The sequence below is a fragment of the Nocardia barduliensis genome, assembly GCF_013315795.1.
Taxonomy (GTDB): domain Bacteria; phylum Actinomycetota; class Actinomycetes; order Mycobacteriales; family Mycobacteriaceae; genus Nocardia; species Nocardia barduliensis.
In genome coordinates this window covers 1-20,515 of record NZ_JABLTE010000121.1, presented here as the reverse complement: position 1 = coordinate 20,515, position 20,515 = coordinate 1, and the positions used below count along the sequence as shown (strand labels likewise).

Genomic DNA, 20,515 nt, shown 5'->3' with positions numbered 1-20,515 from the left:
GGGCACGATGGGCAATGAGGTGGAAGCCCGCACTGAACGCGTTCGCTATCACCTTCGAAGGCCGGATCACCCCGACCGGAAACTAACCAACACCGGGGTCAGATCCGCCGTTTACCCGACAGTCCCCGCGGTGGATCCGAGGCGGTCTTCAGATAGCCGGGGGTGCGAACGGGTTTCCGAACCCTGCGCCTGCGGGTACCTCGCGTGTGACTCGCAGCGCAAAGTGGCGGTGTTTTGCGCCGGTTCGTGGCGCGAGCGGATGGGCAGTGTTAGGTCGATCAGTGGTGATCGAACTAAGTTGGCGGGGGTGGTCCGAGCAGACCTGGACGAAGAATCTGAGATCCAGCCCGTGGAGTGGAGATGGATGTACTGACACTTGGTCCGACATCGTCTCGACGTGTCGTCTTGTTCGCCGCCGGAGCCGGCGGCGATCCTGGGCGGTACCTCCCTTTGCTGGAGCACCTGGCCGCGACTGGATGTCAGGTGGTTGCGCCCTACTTCGAGCGCTTCGTCACGCCCGAACCTCTTGTCGACGAGTTGTTCGCGCGTCCGCTCGGACTGGTCGAGTCGTTGCGGCGGCACGGCTGTCCCGATGCCAAGGTCGTGGTAGTCGGTCACTCGATCGGCGGATGGGCTGCACTGTGTCTGGCGGGCGCGGTGCCTTATGGGCGAGACGGCAAGCCACTGCGGATGCCTCAGGAGCCTCGGGTTCGGGGCCTGGTTCTGTACGCACCCGCTGCGGGCTGGTTCGGCGCACCTGGTGCATTGGATGCGGTAACAGTTCCGATGCTGGTCTACGCCGGAGAACTGGACACCATCACCCCGGTCGAACAATCCCTTCACTTGCAGACAGCACCGACTCGGGTCGACCTGCGGGTAGTACCGAAAGCGGGTCATTTCAGCTTCATGCACACCCCTCCTCCTGGTATCACCGAGGACGACGGGCTCGACCGCGACCGCTTGCTGTTCGAACTGACCCGACAGACCGCGACCTTTGTTGCTGCTGTCTGAGGTTCTTATCCACGCTGCGCCCAGAGTCGTTCCGTCTTCCTGACCTACATGGCGGGGCTTCCATCTCTCACATATGATCAGTCGACAGCCCAGCGGCGTCCGTGAACGTTCGGTTCTCGAACACCCCAGCGTCATCGGGCGGTGTGGTCCGGAAGCCCAGGTCGCCTGAACCGGGCATGTGTCGATAAAACGTGTTGAGAACGGTTGGTGTCCAACAATTCTTGTCGGCCCTTTCTCCTACAGTTCGTGGCATGGCCACGCCGACACGCGATCTCGACATCCCCGCACTGCTGTCCCTCGACGGTGACGCGCTCGATCCGATCGGCGGCGGGGGCGCGCTCATCGGCTACGGCCGCGTCTCCACCAAGGACCAGAACCTGGACCGGCAGATCCACGCGCTCACCGCGGCGGGATGCCAGCGCATCTACACCGACAAGAAATCGGGGAAGAACGTCGAGCGCGAAGAGCTCTGGAAGTGCCTGGAGTACATGCGCCCCGGCGACACCCTCGTGGTGGCGTCGCTGGATCGGCTCGGCCGCTCCCTGCAAGACCTGATCTCGATCGTCGCCGGACTCCGCAAGCGCGGCATCGGGTTCCGATCCCTGCACGAAGCCCTCGACACCACCACTCCGGGCGGACGCCTGGTCTTCCACGTGTTCGCCGCCCTGGCGGAGTTCATCCGCGAGCTGATCGTCCAAGGCCCTCACGAGGGCCTGGACGCCGCCCGCGCCCGCGGTCAGCGCCTCGGCCGGCCACCGGCGATGACCGCCGAGCAGATCCGCCAGGCCCGCGCCATCCTCACACGGCCGGAGGAGACGATCTCGTCGGTCGCCCGGCTGCTCGGCGTCTCGCGTTCGACCGTCTACAAGTACTTGCCCGAGTTGAGCGCTACAGCGTCGTCCGGAGTGATCGAGCCGCCGAACGGGCAGCAAGTCGAGGCCTCAGCAAAATGAGATCTAGATCACTCTCTTGGAGTGCTGTTTTCTGCCGCTGCCGTGCCTGAAGAGATATGGCAAATCAACATTCAGCCGAGGAGGTAGTGGTGAGCGGTGCGGAAGAAGGCACCCGCGTGATGAACGACGAGCCGGAGCAAGACGCCTCGGAGGCGACGGAGACGTCGGAGCAGAAACCGCTCCAGATCCTGCGCGCCGCGCTTGAGGAGTTGCCGGGAGTACCGGATGAGGAGTCCGCAGTGCGGCACACGAGAGCGATCGGACGGACTCTGCAGGACCGCCTGCTCGGGTCACGGCTCGCCAGTAACAACCTCCTGCGGCTACAGAACACCCTGGCTGCCAGCCCAGCCTTTCGACTCAGCGAGCAGTTACAGCGTTCGATCATCAACAGTGTCGCTTCGACGACGTCTTTCAGGGACTTGGTCGAAGGCGGTGTGGTGAATACCGCGGCGGCGGCTTTGGGCCGACAGGCCGCTGGTCTCGGCGTCGGCGTCACCGCCCCGTCCTTCAAGAATCTGGTCGAAGGCAGTGTGGTGAGCACCACGGCGGCGGCTTTGGGCCGACAGGCCGCTGGTCTCGGCGTCGGCGTCACCGCCCCGTCCTTCAAGAATCTGGTCGAAGGCAGTGTGGTGAGCACCGCGGCAGTGGCAATGGGCCCGGCCGCCGGTCTCGGCGTCGCTGCCACCGTCCCGACCCTCAAGGACCTGTACCTGGCAGACGGCACGATTACGCGCGGTCTCGGTGTCGCTATTCCTCCCATGGACAGCCTGATCGGCAGGCACGGCCTCAGCGTCGCCGACACCATCGGCGCGCAGCTGTTTCGGTCTTCGGGCATCAGGATCCGCGACCACGCCGTCTATCAGCACGTGTTCAGCGAACTGCCGGTGTTCGACTCGATACGCGATATCGCCGCACGGCTGCTCCGCCACGTACCCGGCCTGCCGAACCGCGCGCTGATCGGTGCCCGATGGGCACGCGCCGCGATCCTGCGCGGTGACCCCGACTTCGAGGAGATCGTCGATGACTTCATCTGGTACTGGCTCGAGATCCGACGGATCACCCAAGCTGTACATGACGGCGCCATCGAGGCGTTGCTCGAACCCTGGGACCACATCGCTCCTGGCCAGCTGCTGAAGTTCCTCCGGGACAGGACACTTCAGCTGGCGAAGCTCCAACAGGGCCTCCTCGGCTCGCGCCATCAACACCAACGCCAGCGGTACTACGTCGGCTCGCTGGACATCCCGTTGCTCGAGTCGGGCACCACCGAGGGGATGCGGTTGGCATCGCTGAATCCGACACCGGAAGACCTATTCGTGGAGACGCAGCTGTCCGACCCACGGCTGAAGGCGCTGTTCACCGATCTCGACCCGATAGAGCAAAGAGTCGCATTCTTGCGGCACTCCGCGGGCTGGACATGGGCGGAAGCTGCCGCAAGGTATGGGCAGACGCCCGCCTACGGCGAGTCGGTACGCCGGAAGATCAAGCGCCGCATCAATTGCACCCCCGCTATCTACGGTGCGCGGCCATGAGTAGTGAAGTGCCCGACCAGAACAAGCCCGAACCATCGCAGGAAACAAGTTCCGTCCCGTGGTGGAGACGCGGTAAGACTCTCGCGATCACCGTGGTGATGGCAGCAGTGCTCGGCGCGGCCGGCGAGGTCGGCGCCAAACTCGTCGACCTGTTGTTCAGCTGAACAAGGATGCGCCCGCCGGAGGCAGCAACGAGCTACGCCTCCGGCGCGGGTTCCGCGGGGACAAGCGAGTCGGCACGCACTTCGAGCGGGTAGCGGCCAGGGGTCTCGGTAGTAATCGCCGAAGAAACAACGGATATGGCCGCGCCCTCGGCGACTGCAAGGTTGCGGCCACACCACCCGGATGTCCACACTGAGAGAGGCCCCGCCGCACGGGCGGCGAAGCCTCCGTCAGCTAGTAGGGCTCAAGCGTGATCGACAAGGACCTCCGGGTCCACCGGACGGTCAATCGAAATCCACGCTTCACGAGCATCACCTCCTTCCTGGGGAATCAGGTGCCGAACGCAGGACGCGCAGCCCGGCCAAGGTCGTCGCGTCCTGCGTTCATCACAGCCCATCGCACCCCAACCCCACAACCGACCTCGGGGGGACATTTCAGCGGTATTCTCAGACCTATTTTGGCGTAGGCTAACTACCCATCAAGGCGTATTCGACATACCGAATAAGCGGTTGACAGTGCCTATTCGAGCCACTCAGAATTGGCGACTGAACTGGTGATACAGCACTAGTCCTTGACCCCTATAGCCCTTGACCCCGGACACCGGGGTTCCCGCTCAAACGGGTCCGGCACTTTCGAAAAGGGACGCAATGGGTATACGAACGGTCACTGCCGATCGGCGTCTGAAGGACGCGGTCAAGCGCTCGGGCAGGCTATCCACAGTGCAACTGCCAGGGCGGTTCGTGCGTAAGGTCGACCCGGATCAGACCCGGACCCACCTGTCGGAGATGTTCGAGGGCGGCGAGGCCCCGATGAAGCTGTACCTCACCTTGGTGCTGCTCACCCGAGCAGAACCCCACGACCTGCACTACAGGGCCGCCGATCACTACTGGGCCGAGATGTTCGGATATGAGGATCCCTACTCCGGCCCGGTCGCCGGTGCCGGAACCAAACGGATCAAGCGCGCCATGGCCAAGCTCACCAACAGCGGGCCGACTCCGAACACGCCCTGGGTCGCTCGCGTACGCGAACCCGGCAAGGGCTACAAGATCAAGGTCACCCACCTGCCGCGCGGGCGGGCCCCGTACATCACCGTGCCGCTGGAGTTCTGGTCCAACGGCTGGATCGCGGTGATCTCCGCGCGCGCGTTGTTCGTCTACCTGATCCTTCGCCTGATCCTGGCAGGCAAGCACGACCACGTCTGCACCCACGTCAGCGGTTCCGATCGCCGCGATTACCTGATCAAGGACGACACCTGGCAGCGCGGGCTCAAGGAACTCGAGGACCTGCGCCTGGTACGCACCGAGATCGCCAAGGTCGTGCCGGGCCACTGGAGCAACGAGCGCATCGCCCGCAAGGTCGTCTACCTGAACAACGAGTACCTCAAGACCAATAGCGCCCCGACCCAACACCTGGACCTGGAGAAGCAGTAGGGCCCGGCCGGTTCTCGTCACCCCCACCAGCGGCTACGCCATATCCGTTGCTTCTTCGGCGATTACTACCAGGCACCCGGCCAGGGGCGTCGAGCACGGACTCGACAAGCGCGCGGCCATCGCCGCCGAGTTCCTGGAACCTGGAATACCGAGATGCAACCCGCCACCAGCAACACTTTGACGCCGACCTGAACTAACCGACCCGATGCTGGACGCCGAGAGCGTGTAGTGATCGGTGCGCGCTGGCACCAGTCCTTGTGGCCCTGCTGCGCCGCTGCGTGAAGTCCTCCGTCAGATGAGGATCACCAGCACGATGAACACCAGCAGTACCGCGAGCGCTCGCGGTACCCACCAGAACATGCTGCGGCGAAACGGGGTCAGGTCAAGTACACCCTCCCGCGCCAGCTGGAGCAGACGCCCTGCCGCGGCCATCCTCTCCGGTGTGATCGCAGGCGGCTGAGGCCGCCGGTACGGGCAGTAGGGAGTCTCGTGCCATCCGAGCATGCAGTTCGTGCACTCGAACCGGTACCGATTCATCCCGCCGCACCTCCCCTTGCCTCCGGTGCCCGACCACAAGCGGGCGCGCACCGTCTCGGTGTGGTGTGAGCGTAGCGGTGAGGCTTCGCAGCCGCTGGCAACTCACACCACAGGTGCCCACCTCCAAACTCCGCCCTCACGCAACCACATCCACACTCCCTACCCCAAACCCCCTCCAACCAGCACCCTTCCATCCCTCTGCGCTACGCTCTACCTACCGCCCTTCGAACGCATGTTCACACCTTTGCATTCATGGACAGAAGGAAACGGTCGTGCCTTCTGGCGCCCCGGCGTTCCGCGCGACTCGCAGGTTTCTCAGCGCGAACTCAGAGCGAATCAAACCGACGGGTCTGATTTCGAGTAGTGCATTACGCATGCTCCCGGTAGCGGGCCCCGGAAGAGTTCTCGTCGCACCCAGCCCACGGGCACGTCGAGATTGGAGAAACCGAATGAACAACGATGTGAAATTGCAGGGCCACACCCCCGTGTCGAGTGCCGGAACCCTCATCGAAGAGGCGCATCAGCCGCCCGGGACCGGCTCCAGCCCCGGCATCGCCGCCGCCGCGGGCGACATCGAAGACATCGAGGGCTACGCCATCCCCGGTGCGGTCGCCGAAACCGCCCTCACCGAGCTTTCCGAGCTGCCCGATATCGCCTGGGCGTCCTACGGCTCGCCGGAAGTACACGCGATAGAGCGGGTCATCGGCAACGACGACCGCGTGCAGGTGACGGCCACCGCGGACTACCCGTGGCGCGTGCACGCCTCGCTGCTGATCACCGCGGCGGACGGCTCGCACTGGATCGGCACCGGCTGGTTTCTCGGCCCGCACACCCTCGGCACCGCGGGGCACGTGGTCTTCATCAAGAACAGCGGCGTCCCCGGCCGCGACGGCTGGGTGCGCTCGATCCAGGTGATCCCCGGCCGCAACGGCGCTCAGCAGCCGTTCGGGTCGGTCGTAGCCTCCGGCGGTGCGTTCCGGTCGGTGACCGGCTGGACCGTCAACGGCAATCAGAACTTCGACTACGGCGCCATCGTCCTGCCGACCAACCTCGGCAACACGACGGGCTGGTTCGGTTTCGGTGTGTACAACGACGCGACGCTGATGGCGACGACGGCGAACATCTCCGGGTATCCGGGGGACAAACCGGCAGGCACGCAGTGGTATCACGGCTCGCCGGTCTCGGCGGTGAACGAGCAGAAAGTGTTCTACGAGACCGATACCGTCGGCGGGCAGAGCGGCAGCGCGGTGTATCGCCTCGCCGACGGGCAACGCATGGCCGTCGCGATCCACGCCTACGGCGGTGCGACGTCCAACTCCGGTACTCGGATCAACACTTCCGTGTACAACAACCTGCTCGCCTGGCGGGCATGACCGCGGCGGTCATCCGGGGCGTGGTCGACTCGCCGGAGGGGCCGGTCGCGTTCGCGTCGGTCTACTTCGAGTCCGCTCCCGCGCCGACGCCGGATGTGGCCGCGGTAACCGACGAGAACGGCGAGTTCGTCCTCACCGGGGTCGGGCCGGGCCGCTACCGGATCGGGGTCAACGCCCCGGGTCACGACCCACAGCATGTCGAAACCGATCTCGGCGTCGAGGACGCCTTCGTCCGCGTGTGGGTCGGTTGAATCGGCAATCAGCGTCACAGACAAAGGACACGAATCATGAACAGCAACGACGACACCATCGCGGTCGAACGGGTGAGCCCCGTCGAGGCCCCCCTACAGCGCGAAACGAGCACTCCCGAACTGATCCAGGTCGACGCGTCGATCCGCGCGACCGAGGCCCGCCTCGCTTTCGGCGTGGACGGCGGGCGCACCACCGTCGCGGTGCTCGACACCGGTCTGCGCACGACCCACCGCGACTTCGCAGGCCGGGTTCGCGCGAGCCGCAACTTCACCGCCGACAACCACGGTGACCCCACGGATGCCACCGACGGCCAGGGCCACGGCACCAATGTCGCGGGCATCATCTGCGCTGGCGACCTGCACACCGGTATCGCGCCCCGGGCGAAGATCGTCCCGGTCAAGGTGCTCGACAACGCGGGCAACGGGTCCTTCCTCGCCATCCGGGACGCCCTGCGGTGGGTGCACGCCCAGCGCGCCGCGCTCGGCATCACCGCGGTCTGCATGTCGCTGGGAGCCTCCGACAACCGGACCACCGACGACGACTTGGCGGCGGACGCGATCGGGCGGGCGATGGCGGACCTCACCGCAGCCGGTGTGGCCTGCTGCGTCGCCGCGGGCAACGACTTCTTCGCCCACCAGAGCGCGCAGGGGATGAGTTATCCGGCGATCTTCCGGCAGACGATCAGCGTCGGGGCGGTGTACGACTCCGATGTGGGACCGTTCAGCTACGGTTCCGGCGCGCGGGTCACCGCGTCCGGACCCGACCGCATCACACCGTTCTCGCAGCGCCTGCACGAGACCGTGGGCGGCGCGTGCGCCACCGATATCTTCGCCCCCGGCGCACCGACCACGTCCTCCGGAATCAGTAGCGACACCGGCGAATCCGTCCAGCACGGCACCAGTCAAGCGACCCCGGCCGCGGCCGGCGTGGTGTTACTGCTGCAAGATCTGCACTTGAAGATCACCGGGACCCTGCCGACCGTGGCGGATGTGCGCCGCTGGCTGCTCACCGGCGCGGTCTCGATCAACGACGGCGACGACGAGCGCGACAACGTCCGCAACACCGGGCTCGACTTCCCCCGGATCAGCGCGGTGGGCGCACTGAACGCCTGCGCCCGCGATATCGGCGCCGAAGTCGACAGCACGGCGCTCGCCGGGAGGTAGCACACTCGGAGCACGTCGTCGTTCTTCGTGCCACGTGTTCGGGTAGATGTTCCCCTCCGACATCGACTCGGACTCGGACGCGCTGCGACGTTCGAGCGAACACCGGTGGGTCCTCGTATCGCCGTCGTATGGCGATACGAGGACCTCGGCGCTGGTCGGGATTCCCTCGCCGTAGTCCCGATCAATGGGTGAACCGCGCTGCGGAGCGGATCACGCTGACCGGCAACGAGTTCGGCACGCCGACTATCGGTCAGCGTGAGTATCCGTCCGCCCGGCTGTCGGGGACGACACGGCCGGACGCGACCAGAGTGCGGAAGGCCGCCCGCTTGCGGGGGCAAGCGTCCGCGCGGCAGGGACGGTGGCCCTGCATCACCCGGTGCGCCTGTTCGATGGTGAACGGTTCATCGGGCGGACGGTGCGCATCCTCGGCGCCGCCGTGCGACAGACACGAGCCGACGGCGACGATCGCGGCGACCAGCAGGGTGCATGCGCCGAGCATGCTCAGCAGCGGTTCCACGGCCGGTCACCGGCCAGGTGCCTGCCCGGAACAGAACGCCGAGGCGGCTAGGTACTGATGGCAGGTCGCGCCGTGCCCGCCGTGCACCGCGCAGAGGAAACGCGCTCGCTCATAGGTAAGCCCGAGTGGTTCCTGAGTGCAGTCGCGACTTTGGATAAGCCACAGCTCCCGGACATCCGAGGGCAACACGTCCATCTCTCACCTCCATAAGGACAGTGCACCCGGCACCGAGAAGGCGCCGCCGGACCGCGCTCGACACGGATGGATCGGGCCGTGTCGGGACCGTGCGCCGGGTTCCGGACGTCGGGCGCCCTCGACAGGGTTTGGGCGGACCCCCGATGCCGGGTGCGATTCAACAGTGCGCGTTGCGATTCGGTAGATAACAGACCCGAATGCGGTAATTGCGAGTACTTTCCGTTTGTAGCGGCCTGGAGTGAGGAAGAGAGACCTATGGTGGAGGTCGACTGGACGGGCGAAGCTGTACATGCGCTTCGCACGGCGATGAAGCGAAGCCGTTACGAATTCGCGCGTCTGGTGGGCGTCACACCGCGCACCGTGGTCCTGTGGGAGAACGGCCGGACAACCCGGATGCACGCCGCTAGCCAGCGTCTTCTCGACAGGGTCCTGTCGGAGGTCGATTCCGTCGTCTCCGAACGATTCGAACGTGCGATCACCACGAGCCGGACGACGGCCCACGAATACGGAAGCGCCGATTCGGCGCCGGAGAGGCACACCAAGCTCGGTAGGGAAATCGGGCTCGACAAGGAAGTCGAGGAAGACGACGTGAGAAGGCGAGAACTGCTGGCCTGCATCGGCGCGGGCCTGGCAGGCCAGGCGGCAGACCTGGTGGCGAGCGAACCGGAGCGGATGCTGGCAACCCTCGACGCGGGGTCGATCAGCGAACGGCGACTGGTGTTCCTGGAGCAGTCGGCCGAGGTCCTCGGCACGCGGGTGGTCCAGGTGCCGCCGCACGAGCTGCTGCAGACGGGGCTCGAGCAATTCCGTATGGTGCGTGGCTGTCTCGGCGAACGGCAGCCCACCCATCAGCAGGTCCGGCTGGTGCGCACGGCGGGCCGGCTGGCGAACGTGGTCGGCGAGATCCTTTTCAACGAGGGGCATTTCGGCCAGGCGCGCATGTGGTATGCCACCGCGATCCATGCCGCGCAGGACATCGGCGATCGCTATTCGGAGGACATCGCCCTGGCCGGACTCGCGTATTTGCCGACCTATAGCGATAAACCAAAGGAAGTCTTGCAGTTACTCGACGGCCGCTTGCAAGAAAATCCGTCCTACGGCCCGGCCGCCGCATGGTTGTGGGGAATGGCGGCGCGCGCGCACGCCAGCCTCGGGCATGGTGATGAATTCGCCCGTTGTATCGCGCGATCGGCGTCGGCTCTGGAAGATGTCGGCGCGGAAGACCTTTCGGTCGGTATTTTTTCTTTCCGCCCGGAGAAACTCGCCTTTTATCAAGCGATCGGATATTCCCGGCTCGGCCGCGCCGAGGAGACCGCCGCGGCGGCCGAACGCGCGATGGCGCTGTACGACCCGTCGGAGACCATGGAACCCGCCCTGGTCCGCTTCGAGCACGCCACGGCGCTGCTGGCCTCCGGCGAGATCGATGAAGCCTGCGCGGTGGCGACGAGCGCGATCACGAACTCGCGCACCTATGTGGGGCTGACGGTCACCAAACGCGCCAAGCAGTTCGACTCGGCGCTGGGCGGCCTGCGCACCAGAGCCGTCAGCGAGTGGCGGCAGCACGCGCACGCGGTCATCGACTCCGCGCACATCGAAGTCTGAACCCGGCGCCCGCACGAGGCGATCGACTCCGCGCACGCGAATCCGAGTCCCGCGCACCGAGACGACGATGCGCACGCGGCGACCAACTCCGCGCACGCCGCAGTCCTTGCCACGCGCACGGCGCGGGCGCGCAGGCGGCGTCCGACTTCGCGTCCACCGTTGTCTGCGCGTAGTGGGTGGGGCGCGCCGGTCGGCAGGGGGGATGTGGACCGGCGCGCCCCACGTATTCAGGTGGTCAGTTCGTCTCGCTGGACGTGGCCTCGATGAGCGACTTGGGGCGCATGTCCACCCAGTGCGTCTGCACGTACTGCAGGCAGGACTTGCGGTTGGCGGCGCCGTAGGCGATGGTCCAGCCACCGGGAACGGCGGCGAAGACCGGCCACAGGGAGTGTTCGCCGTCCTGGTTGACCAGGACGTAGAACTTGGCGTCGTCGTCGTCGAACGGGTTCTTCATCTCGATTTCCTTCTTCCCGGACGGTCTGGGATGGGGTTCTAGTGGTGGCCGGTGTCGGTCAGTACCTCGGTGGCCCCGAGCAGGGCCGAGAATGCTTCGGCGACAGAGATTTCCGCCGCACCACTGGGCGCTCGGAACACGGCGGGAGCGGGCGCGGGCAGTGCCGTGCGGTCCAGCTTCCCGGACGCGTTCACCGGGAACCGTTCCAGCGTCACGAACGCCTGCGGCACCATATAGCCCGGTAGCTGGGCGGCCACCGCGTCACGCGCCGTCGTGCTATCGATCGGCCGGTCGGTCACCAAGTAGGCGACCAGCCGCTCTCCCGTGCCGGGATCGTCGCGCACCAGGACGGCGGCCTGCGTGATCCCGGGTATCGCGAGCAGAGCCGCCTCGATCTCGCCGAGTTCGACCCGCAGGCCACGGATCTGGACCTGGAAGTCGGTGTGGCCCAGGAACTCCAGTTCGCCCGCAGCGGTCCACCGCACCAGGTCCCCGGTGCGGTACATCCGTTCGCCCGGTGGGCCGAACGGGTCGGCGACGAACCGGGACGCGGTCGGCTCCGGGCGGCCCAGGTAGCCGCGCGCCAGTTGCACGCCCGCCAGATACAGCTCACCGGGCACCCCGGCGGGCACCGGCCGCAGCCGCGCGTCGAGCACGTACGTCCGGGTGTTCCAGATCGGCTTGCCCATCGGCACGGTCTCGAAGTCGGTGTCGGACACCTGGTGGAAGGTCACCTCCACCGCGGCCTCGGTGAGTCCGTAGCCGTTGTGCACCCGCGCGCCCGTGCGTGCGCGCATTCGCTGGGCCACACCGACCGGCAGCGCCTCACCGGAACAGAACACCTCGCGCAGCGACGGCACGTCGAGTGCTCCGGCGACGAAGACGGCAAGCATGGACGGCACGAAGTGCGCGACCGTGACACCCTCGGCCCGGATGAGCCGGGCCAGGTAGGCCGGGTCCCGATGGCCGTCCGGCCGCGCCAGCACCATGCGGGCGCCGACCTGCAGGGGCCAGAAGAACTCCGGCACCGAGACGTCGAAGGTGGCGGGCGTCTTCTGCACCAGGACATCCCCCGGTCCGAGCGCGACGTACGCGGACTGCATCCAGCGCAGCCGGTTCACGATGGCGCGGTGACTCATCGCCACGCCTTTCGGCCGGCCCGTGGCACCCGAGGTGAACAGCACATACGCGGTGTTCGCCGGGCGCAGCGGCGCGCGCCGGTCGGCGTCGGTGAGCGGACGGTCCGAGTAGCCGGACAGGTCGAGCCGGTCGATCCGCGTCTCGGCGACACCACAGTGCAGGTCCGCGCCCGCGGTGAGCACACGCACGGGCGCGGCCGTGGCGAGGACGTGCGCGGTGCGCTCGGCGGGGTGGTCGGGGTCCAGCGGCAGGTAGCCGCCGCCCGCCACGGTGACGGCGTACACGCCGACCACCAGGTCGATCGATCGGCGCATGCCCAGCGCCACCAGCGATTCCGGACCGACGCCCTGTTCGACCAACCAGCGCGCCAGCCGGTTGACCCGTCCGGCGAACTCGGAGTACGTGATCGTCGCGTGGCGGCCGGTCGAGGGGTGGTCCGCCGTCACCTCGAAGGTGACCGCGGGAGCGTCCGGTGTGCGCGCGGCCTGGGCCGCGAAGAGCGAGGCGAGCGTGTGCGCTTCGGGCGCGAAGTGCTCGGTGGCATTCCATTCCCGCAGGATCCGGCGACGCTCGGTGCCCGACAGCAGCTCGACGGCACCGATGCGCGCGTCGGGGTCCACCGCGACGGCGACGAGCATCCGCCGCAACCGGGCGACGTAGGACTCGGCGGTCGCGGCGTCGAACAGATCTGTCGCGTAGCGCAGGCTGCCGGACAGTTCCGCCGACCCGGCCCGCTCCCGCACGACCAGGTGCAGATCGAATAGCGTTCCGGCATCGGCGATCTCGACCGGCCGCACCGACAGCCATGGCGCCTCGACGGCCTCCCCGCTCAGCGCGGGCGTGGCGGCCTCGAAATCGAACATCACCTGGAACAGCGGATGCGCGCCGGAGGAACGGTCCACCGCCATGGCGTCCACCAGGCGCTCGAACGGCAGGTCGGCGTTGGCGAACGCGGCCAGGTCGCCCTCGCGCACGTCCGCCAGCAGCACGGCGAACGACGCGTCGCCCGGCACCCGTGTGCGCAGCGCGAGGGTGTTGACGAACCTGCCGACGAGCGCGTCCAGCGCCGGCTCCCCGCGTCCGTGGACCGGCGTGCCGATCACGATGTCGGCGCTGCCGCTCAACCGGGCCAGCGTGGCGGCGAATGCCGCGTGCAGCGTCATGAACAGCGTCGCGCCGCTGCGCCGGGCCAGCGCCCGCAGGCTCGCGGCCACCTCGGGTCCGATCACGAAATCGATGGCGGCTCCCTCGTAGGAGGGCACGGCCGGGCGCGGTCGGTCGGCAGGCAGCGGCAACTGCGGCGGCACGCCGGCAAGGACTTCGCGCCAGAAACGCAACTGCCGGTAGGCCAGATCGCCGGGGGCCTCCTCGGCGCCGAGCAGTTCCCGGTGCCACCGGCAGTAGTCGGCGTATCGGACCGGCAGCGGCTCCCAGTCCGGATGTCTGCCGGTCAGGCGCGCGCGATAGGCGCGGGCCAGATCGGTGACGAGCGGGGCCACCGACAACGCGTCGGCGGCGATGTGGTGCACGACGAACACCAGCACGTATTCGTCACCGGCGCGGCCGCGCGCCTCGTCCACCCGGTCGACGACCAGCAGCGCGACCCGGCACGGCAACTCGGTGGTGAGGTCGAACCCGGCGCGGACGATTCCGGCCACGGCGGCGCGCGCCCCGCGGCGGTCGATCGGCACCGGATGCAGGCTGAAGCCGATGTCGGCGGCGTCGAGGACGGACGGGCAGGGGCCGCTGTCGGTTTCGGGGTAGCTGGTGCGGAGTGTCTCGTGCCTGGCCAGCACGTCGAGCACAGCCCGCTCCAGCGCGGTGACGTCGAGGAAGCCGGTCAGCCGCAGCACGATCGGCAGGTGGTGGACGCTGTCGGCGTCGTCCTGGCTCTCGATCCGGTTGAGGAACCATAGTCGCTGCTGTGCGGGTGACAGGGGCACGCGCTCCGGGCGCGCCCCCGCCGTCAGCGGTGGACGCGCCGATTCGGCCGCCGCGGCGACGGTGTGGCCTGCGAAGAAGTCACGCGCGGCCACGGTGTCTCGGAAATCGGCGCGGCCGAGGTATTCCAGCTCGTCCGGCCCGCCATCGGCGCCGGGCGCCCAGCGCACCAAGTCGCCGGTGCGGTACATCCGCTCCCCTGCCGGTCCCTCCGGGTTCGCCACGAATCGCTCGGCGGTCAGGCCAGGGCGGGCGAGGTAGCCGCGGGCCAGCTGCACGCCGGCCAGATACAGCTCGCCGACGACGCCGCGCGCCACCGGACGCAGGCTGTCGTCGAGCACCAGCAGCTCCGTGTCGTCGGCGGCGACGCCGATCGGCACCAGGGCCGCGTCCGCTCCGGTCACCTCGTGCGCGGTCACGTCGACCGCGGCTTCGGCCGGCCCGTACAGGTGGTGCAGCGTCGCACCGCAGATGTCCCGGAAGGCCGCGGCGGTCGCGGCCGGGAGCGCCTCGCCGGAGGCGAAGACCAGCCGCAGCGAGTCCACCGCGGCGGCCTGCGGCTCGGCGACGAACATCGCGAGCGCGGACGGCACGAAATGCGCCACGGTGACGCCGCGTTCCCGGATCACGCGGGCCAGGTAGGCCGGGTCGCGGTGACCGTCCGGCGCCGCGACGACCAGCCGGGCGCCGACCTGCAACGGCCAGAAGAACTCCCACACCGACACGTCGAACGTGCACGGCGTCTTCTGCAACACCACGTCGTCGGCGCGCAACCGGTACATCCGCTGCCGCCAGCGCAGATTCGCCACGATCGCGCGGTGCGAGACGGCCACGCCCTCCGGCCGGCCGGTCTGGCCGGAGGTGTGGATCACGTAGGCGACAGCGTCGGCCGACCGGACCACCGCGGGCGGGTGCGGAGTGGGCGAGCCAGCGAACTCATCGATGCGCAGGGTCCGGACGGAGCATCCGAATTCGGGTCCGTCGTGCGTGGTGGTCAGCACGAGCACCGGCTCGGCGACCGACAGTACGCAGGCGATGCGATCGGCCGGGTGATCCGGGTCGATCGGCAGGTACGCACCGCCCGCCTTCAGGATCGCGTACATGCCGACCACCAGGTCGATCGAGCGCCGCACGGCCAGACCCACCAGCGTGTCCGGCCCGACACCGAGTCCGGTCAAGTGGTGGGCCAGCGCGTTGACCCGGCTGTCGAATTCGGCGTAGGTCACGGTGACGCCCGCGCATTCGAGCGCGATCGCCTCCGGACTGCGGCGCACCTGCTCCTCGAACTGGCTCACCAGCGTCTCGACCGGCGCGGCGGCGGTCAGGCCATCGTGCGCCGCGGCCCGCGCGTCGTCGAGCAGCGCGCGCAAGACCGCGCCGAGCGCGTCGTCACCGGCGTCCAGCAGTGCGGGCAGGCGGCTGGAGACCACCGGAACCAGCGCGTCCGCGCCCAGTGCCGCGAGTTCCGCGGCCAGCGCCGCGTAGGTGACGGTGCGCTCCCCGTGGCGCAGCGCCACCCGCTGCGGCTCCCGTCCGGCCACCGTCGCTACGAGTCCGGGCAGGTCATCGATGCCGTAGGCGCGGCGCATGGCCTGTGCGTGGGTCATCAGCGGTTTCCTTCCGAATCGACAGCAGACCCCGCCGGTCCGTAGAGGTCTACGACGAAACGCTCCGCGCTCAGGTCGGCCCGGCCGCGCCCGATCGGCGTCGGACCGGGCACGGCCGAGTCCACCGGCAGGTGCGCACCGCCCGCCGTCAGCACCGCGTGCGCGGCCACCACGAGGTCGGCCGAGCGGCGCATGCCCAGCCGCTGTGTGCCGACGCTGGAGCCGACCAGGCGGCGCGCAGGCCGGTCGACCGCGCCCGCGAACGCCGCACAGGTCAGCCGCTGCTCGCCGTCGAATACCGCGACCGTGCCCGGAGTGCGCCGCACCTGCGCCACGCAGGCGGTGGGCAAGGTCCGCGCCGAGTCGTGCGCCACGATCGGAGCCCGTCCGGCCGCGATGACGCGCGCCTGCTCGACGCGGTCGAGAAAAGGCGATTCCAGCACCGGATCGGCGATGGCGGCCCGCAGGAAGCCGAGCCCGCGGGCGCAGCGCGCCACGGTGGCCGAGTCGAAGAGGTCGGTGGCGTAGGTGAATTCCGCGAGAACCCCCGCCGATGCCGAACCTTCCCCGAGTCCGGCACCGGCGGAGTTCTCGGTGACCGTGAGCTGCGGATCGAGCTCGGTCACTCCGGTGTCCAGGGTACTGGTGGCGACCGACAGTTCGGGCAGTTCGTAGCCGATTGCCTCGGCATTGTCGAAGGCGAGCAGCGCTGGGAACAGGAGGTGACGAGTTCGCGCGCGCGGCGGATCGAGCGCCGCGACCACCTGCTCGAACCGGATGCGCAGCCCCGCCGGAGAAAGTGGAACCAGCGGCGGCCGTGGCCGTGCCCGCAGCTGCGCGACCAAGGACGCGCCGCTGGATCCACCGGCCCGCTCGGCGAGTCCGGCGAGTTCGGCCACCGTGCAGGCGGCGAACCCGTGGCGGACGCCGAGCGGGCAGTTCAGCTCGGCGGGCAGCGGCGCGGCGACCTGCGTGGCCACCGGACTGTTTCCGCCGAGTGTGAAATAGTCGTCGTTCCGACCGACCGGCTTGTTACCGACCACTTCGGCGAACACCCGCGCGACGGCGGTCGCGTACCCGGCCGAAGTACTGCTGGGAGCTTCGCGGCGATCCAGCCGGCCGGAGGCATCGACGGGAAATGTGTCGAGCACCACACAGGCGGCGGTCACCGGATATCCGGGCAGCGCTTCGGCCGACGCGGTTCGCAGCCGATCGGGCCGCACCCCGCCCGGCTCCGCCGCGAGGACGTAGGCGACGAGTCGCGCGACATAGCCCCGGGCGAGCTGTACCCCCGACAGATACAGCTCACCCGGCGCCCCGACCGGTACCGGCCGAAGCCGCGCATCGAGGACGTAGAGCCTGGTGTCGAACACCGGCGCGCCGATCGGCATCGAGAGGGTATCGGTGCCGGCGACTTCGTGAAAGGTGACGTCGCCCGCCGCCTCCGTCGGACCATACAGAGTGCGCGGGCGCGCGCAGGTCGACATGCGCAGCCGCCGGGCGAGCGCGGCGGGCAGCGCCGCGCCCGAGGCGAACACCGTACGCAGCGTCTTCCGATACGCGACCTCCCGGCCCGGGAGAAACGCCTCGCGCATCGAGAATGCGAAATGCACTGCGATGACCAAGCATTCGTCGATCACCCGGTACGAATAAGCGGGATCGCGGTGCCCGTCCGGCCGGCCCTGGTATGAGACACCGCCCGCTGCGCCGATCCGCACCGACTCGTACTCGCGGGCCGCCTCCCGCAGCAGAGTGGCGTCCAGCTCGCGGTGCACGTCCATGTACCGCGCGACGTCGATCGGCACAGCCGGATCGAGCGGCTGCGCGTACCAGGCGCCGAGTTGGGCCGGTGACGCGCGGAATCCACCCAACTCCGTCTCCTGCACCAGAGCCTCCTACTCGGTGAACAACCGCTGTGCGCACGCTTTCGGGCAGCACGAACAGGCCGCTGCGTCCGGCTGCCCAGGCCGGGCGCATGGCGTCGAGCACCACGTGCGTTTCGATGAGAGCGCGAGCGTCGAGACGCACTCGCGCGAGATCCGGCATTCCTCCAACGTCATCGCCGCGGACCGGGCACCACGGCTATGTCAGCTACGTCGCACGGTCGTAGATCCGTGCAGAGCGAACATTAGAGGTTTCGCTAATAAAAGGGAACTATTTCCCCTAAAAAATTCTGGACGGACGTCCAGTGCGGCTATCGGGCCGGAAACCCGGGGGCAAACAGTGTGCACGATCCCCTTTTCAACCGCGGCGACGCGCACTCGCGCCGATAGTTGGCAGACTATGAGCCGAAACGTTGCCTGTGCGTTGCATCAGCGCCGAGGCGGCGGTCCAGTACCCGGATCTTGGCTTCGATCTGCGCGTACAACGGCGAATCACGATCGACCGCGGCCCGGTAGGCCGCCCATGCCGCGGCATCCTCGCGCCCTTCCGGGCCCGCGGTCCATCGGCGCAGCACCGCCGCGTCGCCGGAAGCCAGCACCGCGGCGCGCAATCGCACCCGCAACTCGTCGCGAATGTCGATGATCCCCGGCGCGGTCGACCGCGGCAGCACCGGTCCGGCATAAAGTCGTAATGCGGAATCGACATCACCGGAGTCGAGCGCGGCACGCAATGCCTCCACATCGGTTGCCACCGGGACGCGCAAACGATAGGGCCGCGAACCGAACACGGCCGGGCCGACCACCGCCCGCAATCGGGACACGGCCGCGCGGATCGTGCCGTTGTCCAGATCGGTGTCATCGAGCAACAGCGCGAGATGATCGGCGCCGAGCCCCTCCGGATGTTCGGCCAGCAGCAGCAGGATCTCGGCATGCCGCTGGGACAGCGGAACCCGATCGTCGGCGACGCTCAACTGCGGCTGCCCGAGGCCGAGCACGTCGAGCCCGAGCCTGCCCGCGGGATGCGGCTGCGCCGGGTCGCGACGGCCCCCGCCGTCCGCGCCGCGCTCCCCGGCCCGCATCGCGGTGAGCAGCAAGTCCATCTCCGCGGCGGTGGCGGTGGCCTTGACCAGCGCGAAGATCTCCGGCTTCGCCACACGGACGCCGCCCGCGATCATCAGCACGCCCACCAGCCTGCCGTCCGGATCGTGCACCGGCGCCGCGGCGCCGGTGATCTGGTGCATCCGGTGCAGGAAGTGTTCCGGTCCGTGGATCCACGCGGCGCGACCGGTGCGCACCACCAAGCCGACCGCGTTGGTGCCGATGCGGCGCTCGCTCAGATCGTCCCCGGCGCGCAGGCCGATCGCCGCGGCCGCCGTGACCTGTTCGGCGTTTCCGTGCACCGAGAGCACCCGGCCGAACTGATCGGCGACCACGACGATCAAACCCGTTCCGGCCATCTCCTGTACGAGCAATTTGTCGATCAGCGGCATCACCGCCGCGATCGGATGGGCCTGCACATAGCGCTCCAGATCGGCGCCGCGCAGACCGCGGCCGTCGAGCACATCCATCGGGTCGACTCCGCCGCGCGCGCTGCGCAGCCAGGACTCCAGCACGGCAGGGCGCAGCAAACCGGCGAGCCGGGCAAGGTGATCGCCGCCCGCGCCGAGATATCCGTGCGCCCGCGCGGCGTAGATCTCGAGCGCACCGAGTCGAGCGTCCGGCTCGACGCCCTGCCGCGGGGGTGGCCCACCTGCGATGTTGCTGACCATTTGCCTTTTTCTTTCCGCCCCCGAACTGTACCGGCGCATACCGGGCGGTACCGACCGATAGTGGAGGTTTGTCCGCCGGGTCACACCCGATCCACCTCCCGGCGAATTGTGACCCAACCACCTTTCGCTTTACGGGATAAGGTGTGCGGCCGCCTTTTCCGCGATCATCATGGTCGTCGCCTGGGGTCCACGCCCGAGTGGCACCGGCACGATGGACAGATCCACGACGGACAATCCGGTCACCCCGTGCACCCGGCACATCTCGTCCACTACCGCCGCGTCGTCGGTTTCCCGGCCCATTCGGCACGTTCCGGACAAATGCTGCGAGGTGGCGAGATTCGCGCGGAGCCAGGCGTCGAGATCGGCCTGCTCCGGAATCGGATCGACCGGCCGGGCGCGCATTCGGCGCAGCAGCCCGCCCGCGGTCGCCACCGCGTCGCGCAACCGGGCGCGGTCCTGCTCCACGGTGAGGTAGCGATAGTCGATCAGCGGTGCGGCATCCGGCTCGGCCGATCGCAGACGCAGCACCCCCGAGGAGCGCGGACGCATCAGCGTGACGCCCAGCCGGTGCACTCCCGGCGTGAAGGAGATCGCGTACGGCCGGATTTCGACGTCGTCGACCTCCAGCACCGTCTCCAGCGGGACGGTCGGCGGTTCGGCCACGTCGAGCAGGTAGGAGATGCCCACCTCGGGATGGTCGCTGAACCACGCGCCGACCGGGGCGGGATGCACGACCGGGATATCCAGTGCGCGAAGCTGTCGCGGGTCGCCCACCCCGGAGCGCAGCAGCAGCGCGGCCGACTCGATCGCACCGGCGCAGAGCACGACGCGGTCGGCCCACTCGACACGGCGCTCGCCGTCGCGCACGCATTCCACGCCGACCGCCCGCGTTCCGTCGAAGCGGACGCGGGTGACCACCGTCTCCCCGACGACGGTCAAGTTCGGCCGGGACAGCGCGGGCAGCAGGTAACCCACCCCCGGGCCGATCCGCCTGCCC

General features: G+C 68.4%; 15 protein-coding genes and 1 pseudogene. 9 read left to right on the top strand and 7 right to left on the bottom strand.

Translation table 11 applies throughout. The features are described from left to right. Positions 1–450 precede the first annotated feature (450 nt). The 5 genes from HOV91_RS33235 (at position 451) to HOV91_RS33215 (ending at position 5,085) form a co-directional block, all read left to right on the top strand. A complete protein-coding gene (locus HOV91_RS33235) occupies positions 451–1,011 on the top strand; it encodes an alpha/beta hydrolase (RefSeq protein WP_174189222.1) in 561 nt (186 codons plus the stop codon). A 251-nt stretch (positions 1,012–1,262) separates the two neighbouring features. Further along, a complete protein-coding gene (locus HOV91_RS33230; RefSeq protein WP_174189221.1) occupies positions 1,263–1,964 on the top strand; it encodes a recombinase family protein in 702 nt (233 codons plus the stop codon). An 89-nt stretch (positions 1,965–2,053) separates the two neighbouring features. Further along, positions 2,054–3,493: a hypothetical protein gene (locus tag HOV91_RS33225; protein WP_174189220.1), complete on the top strand. Its 1,440-nt coding sequence runs from the start codon at positions 2,054–2,056 to the stop codon at positions 3,491–3,493. Beyond that, a complete protein-coding gene (locus HOV91_RS33220; protein WP_174189219.1) occupies positions 3,490–3,657 on the top strand; it encodes a hypothetical protein in 168 nt (55 codons plus the stop codon). The genes HOV91_RS33225 and HOV91_RS33220 overlap by 4 nt, the downstream gene beginning before the upstream one ends. 717 nt (positions 3,658–4,374) lie before the next feature. Continuing rightward, complete coding sequence (locus tag HOV91_RS33215; protein ID WP_312884863.1) at positions 4,375–5,085, top strand: hypothetical protein; 711 nt, start codon at positions 4,375–4,377, stop codon at positions 5,083–5,085. A 291-nt stretch (positions 5,086–5,376) separates the two neighbouring features. Here HOV91_RS33215 and HOV91_RS33210 read toward each other — a convergent pair whose 3' ends face one another. Then, positions 5,377–5,517 carry a hypothetical protein gene (locus HOV91_RS33210; RefSeq protein ID WP_174189217.1) on the bottom strand — a complete coding sequence of 47 codons (141 nt, stop codon included), beginning with the start codon at positions 5,515–5,517 and terminating at the stop codon, positions 5,377–5,379. A 554-nt stretch (positions 5,518–6,071) separates the two neighbouring features. On the opposite strand from HOV91_RS33210, the gene HOV91_RS33205 reads away from it, so the two are divergent. From HOV91_RS33205 to HOV91_RS33195, 3 genes are read left to right on the top strand one after another with little or no spacing between them, the layout of a single operon-like run. Then, a complete protein-coding gene (locus HOV91_RS33205; protein WP_174189216.1) occupies positions 6,072–6,995 on the top strand; it encodes a trypsin-like serine peptidase in 924 nt (307 codons plus the stop codon). After that, positions 6,992–7,246 (top strand): carboxypeptidase-like regulatory domain-containing protein, encoded by a 255-nt coding sequence (locus HOV91_RS33200; protein ID WP_174189215.1) that lies wholly within the window; start codon positions 6,992–6,994, stop codon positions 7,244–7,246. Before HOV91_RS33205 ends, HOV91_RS33200 begins: the two co-directional genes overlap by 4 nt. A 36-nt stretch (positions 7,247–7,282) precedes the next feature. Then, a complete protein-coding gene (locus tag HOV91_RS33195) occupies positions 7,283–8,410 on the top strand; it encodes a S8 family peptidase (RefSeq protein WP_174189214.1) in 1,128 nt (375 codons plus the stop codon). Positions 8,411–8,660: 250 nt separating this feature from the next. On the opposite strand, the gene HOV91_RS33190 is transcribed toward HOV91_RS33195, so the two are convergent. Further along, a complete protein-coding gene (locus HOV91_RS33190) occupies positions 8,661–8,927 on the bottom strand; it encodes a hypothetical protein (RefSeq protein WP_174189213.1) in 267 nt (88 codons plus the stop codon). 450 nt (positions 8,928–9,377) lie between these two features. Between HOV91_RS33190 and HOV91_RS33185 the strand changes: the two genes are divergently transcribed. Then, positions 9,378–10,724 carry a helix-turn-helix domain-containing protein gene (locus HOV91_RS33185; RefSeq protein ID WP_174189212.1) on the top strand — a complete coding sequence of 449 codons (1,347 nt, stop codon included), beginning with the start codon at positions 9,378–9,380 and terminating at the stop codon, positions 10,722–10,724. A gap of 235 nt (positions 10,725–10,959) precedes the next feature. Here HOV91_RS33185 and HOV91_RS33180 read toward each other — a convergent pair whose 3' ends face one another. From HOV91_RS33180 to HOV91_RS33160, 5 genes and pseudogenes are all read right to left on the bottom strand, one after another. Then, positions 10,960–11,178: an MbtH family protein gene (locus HOV91_RS33180; protein WP_174189211.1), complete on the bottom strand. Its 219-nt coding sequence runs from the start codon at positions 11,176–11,178 to the stop codon at positions 10,960–10,962. A gap of 74 nt (positions 11,179–11,252) precedes the next feature. Beyond that, positions 11,253–15,866 (bottom strand): annotated as a pseudogene (locus tag HOV91_RS33175) (amino acid adenylation domain-containing protein); the annotation flags it as partial. Then, positions 15,866–17,752: an AMP-binding protein gene (locus tag HOV91_RS33170; protein WP_312884862.1), complete on the bottom strand. Its 1,887-nt coding sequence runs from the start codon at positions 17,750–17,752 to the stop codon at positions 15,866–15,868. The pseudogene HOV91_RS33175 and the gene HOV91_RS33170, both read right to left, overlap by 1 nt. Positions 17,753–18,147: 395 nt before the next feature. Beyond that, on the bottom strand, positions 18,148–19,518 hold the full coding sequence (locus HOV91_RS33165; RefSeq protein WP_174189209.1) for a sigma-54-dependent transcriptional regulator family protein: 1,371 nt from the start codon (positions 19,516–19,518) through the stop codon (positions 18,148–18,150). Positions 19,519–19,647: 129 nt separating this feature from the next. Beyond that, the coding region (locus HOV91_RS33160) for a GMC oxidoreductase (protein ID WP_174189208.1) at positions 19,648–20,515 on the bottom strand (868 nt) is incomplete at its 5' end.

What these genes read in the sequence shown, in the direction of transcription:
- HOV91_RS33230 (WP_174189221.1), top strand. Translation starts at nt 1,263, where the DNA reads ATGGCCACGCCGACACGCGATCTCGACATCCCCGCACTGCTGTCCCTC.
- HOV91_RS33220 (WP_174189219.1), top strand. Translation starts at nt 3,490, where the DNA reads ATGAGTAGTGAAGTGCCCGACCAGAACAAGCCCGAACCATCGCAGGAA.
- HOV91_RS33210 (WP_174189217.1), bottom strand. Translation starts at nt 5,517, where the DNA reads ATGGCCGCGGCAGGGCGTCTGCTCCAGCTGGCGCGGGAGGGTGTACTT.
- HOV91_RS33205 (WP_174189216.1), top strand. Translation starts at nt 6,072, where the DNA reads ATGAACAACGATGTGAAATTGCAGGGCCACACCCCCGTGTCGAGTGCC.
- HOV91_RS33200 (WP_174189215.1), top strand. Translation starts at nt 6,992, where the DNA reads ATGACCGCGGCGGTCATCCGGGGCGTGGTCGACTCGCCGGAGGGGCCG.
- HOV91_RS33195 (WP_174189214.1), top strand. Translation starts at nt 7,283, where the DNA reads ATGAACAGCAACGACGACACCATCGCGGTCGAACGGGTGAGCCCCGTC.
- HOV91_RS33185 (WP_174189212.1), top strand. Translation starts at nt 9,378, where the DNA reads ATGGTGGAGGTCGACTGGACGGGCGAAGCTGTACATGCGCTTCGCACG.
- HOV91_RS33180 (WP_174189211.1), bottom strand. Translation starts at nt 11,178, where the DNA reads ATGAAGAACCCGTTCGACGACGACGACGCCAAGTTCTACGTCCTGGTC.
- HOV91_RS33165 (WP_174189209.1), bottom strand. Translation starts at nt 19,518, where the DNA reads ATGGTCAGCAACATCGCAGGTGGGCCACCCCCGCGGCAGGGCGTCGAG.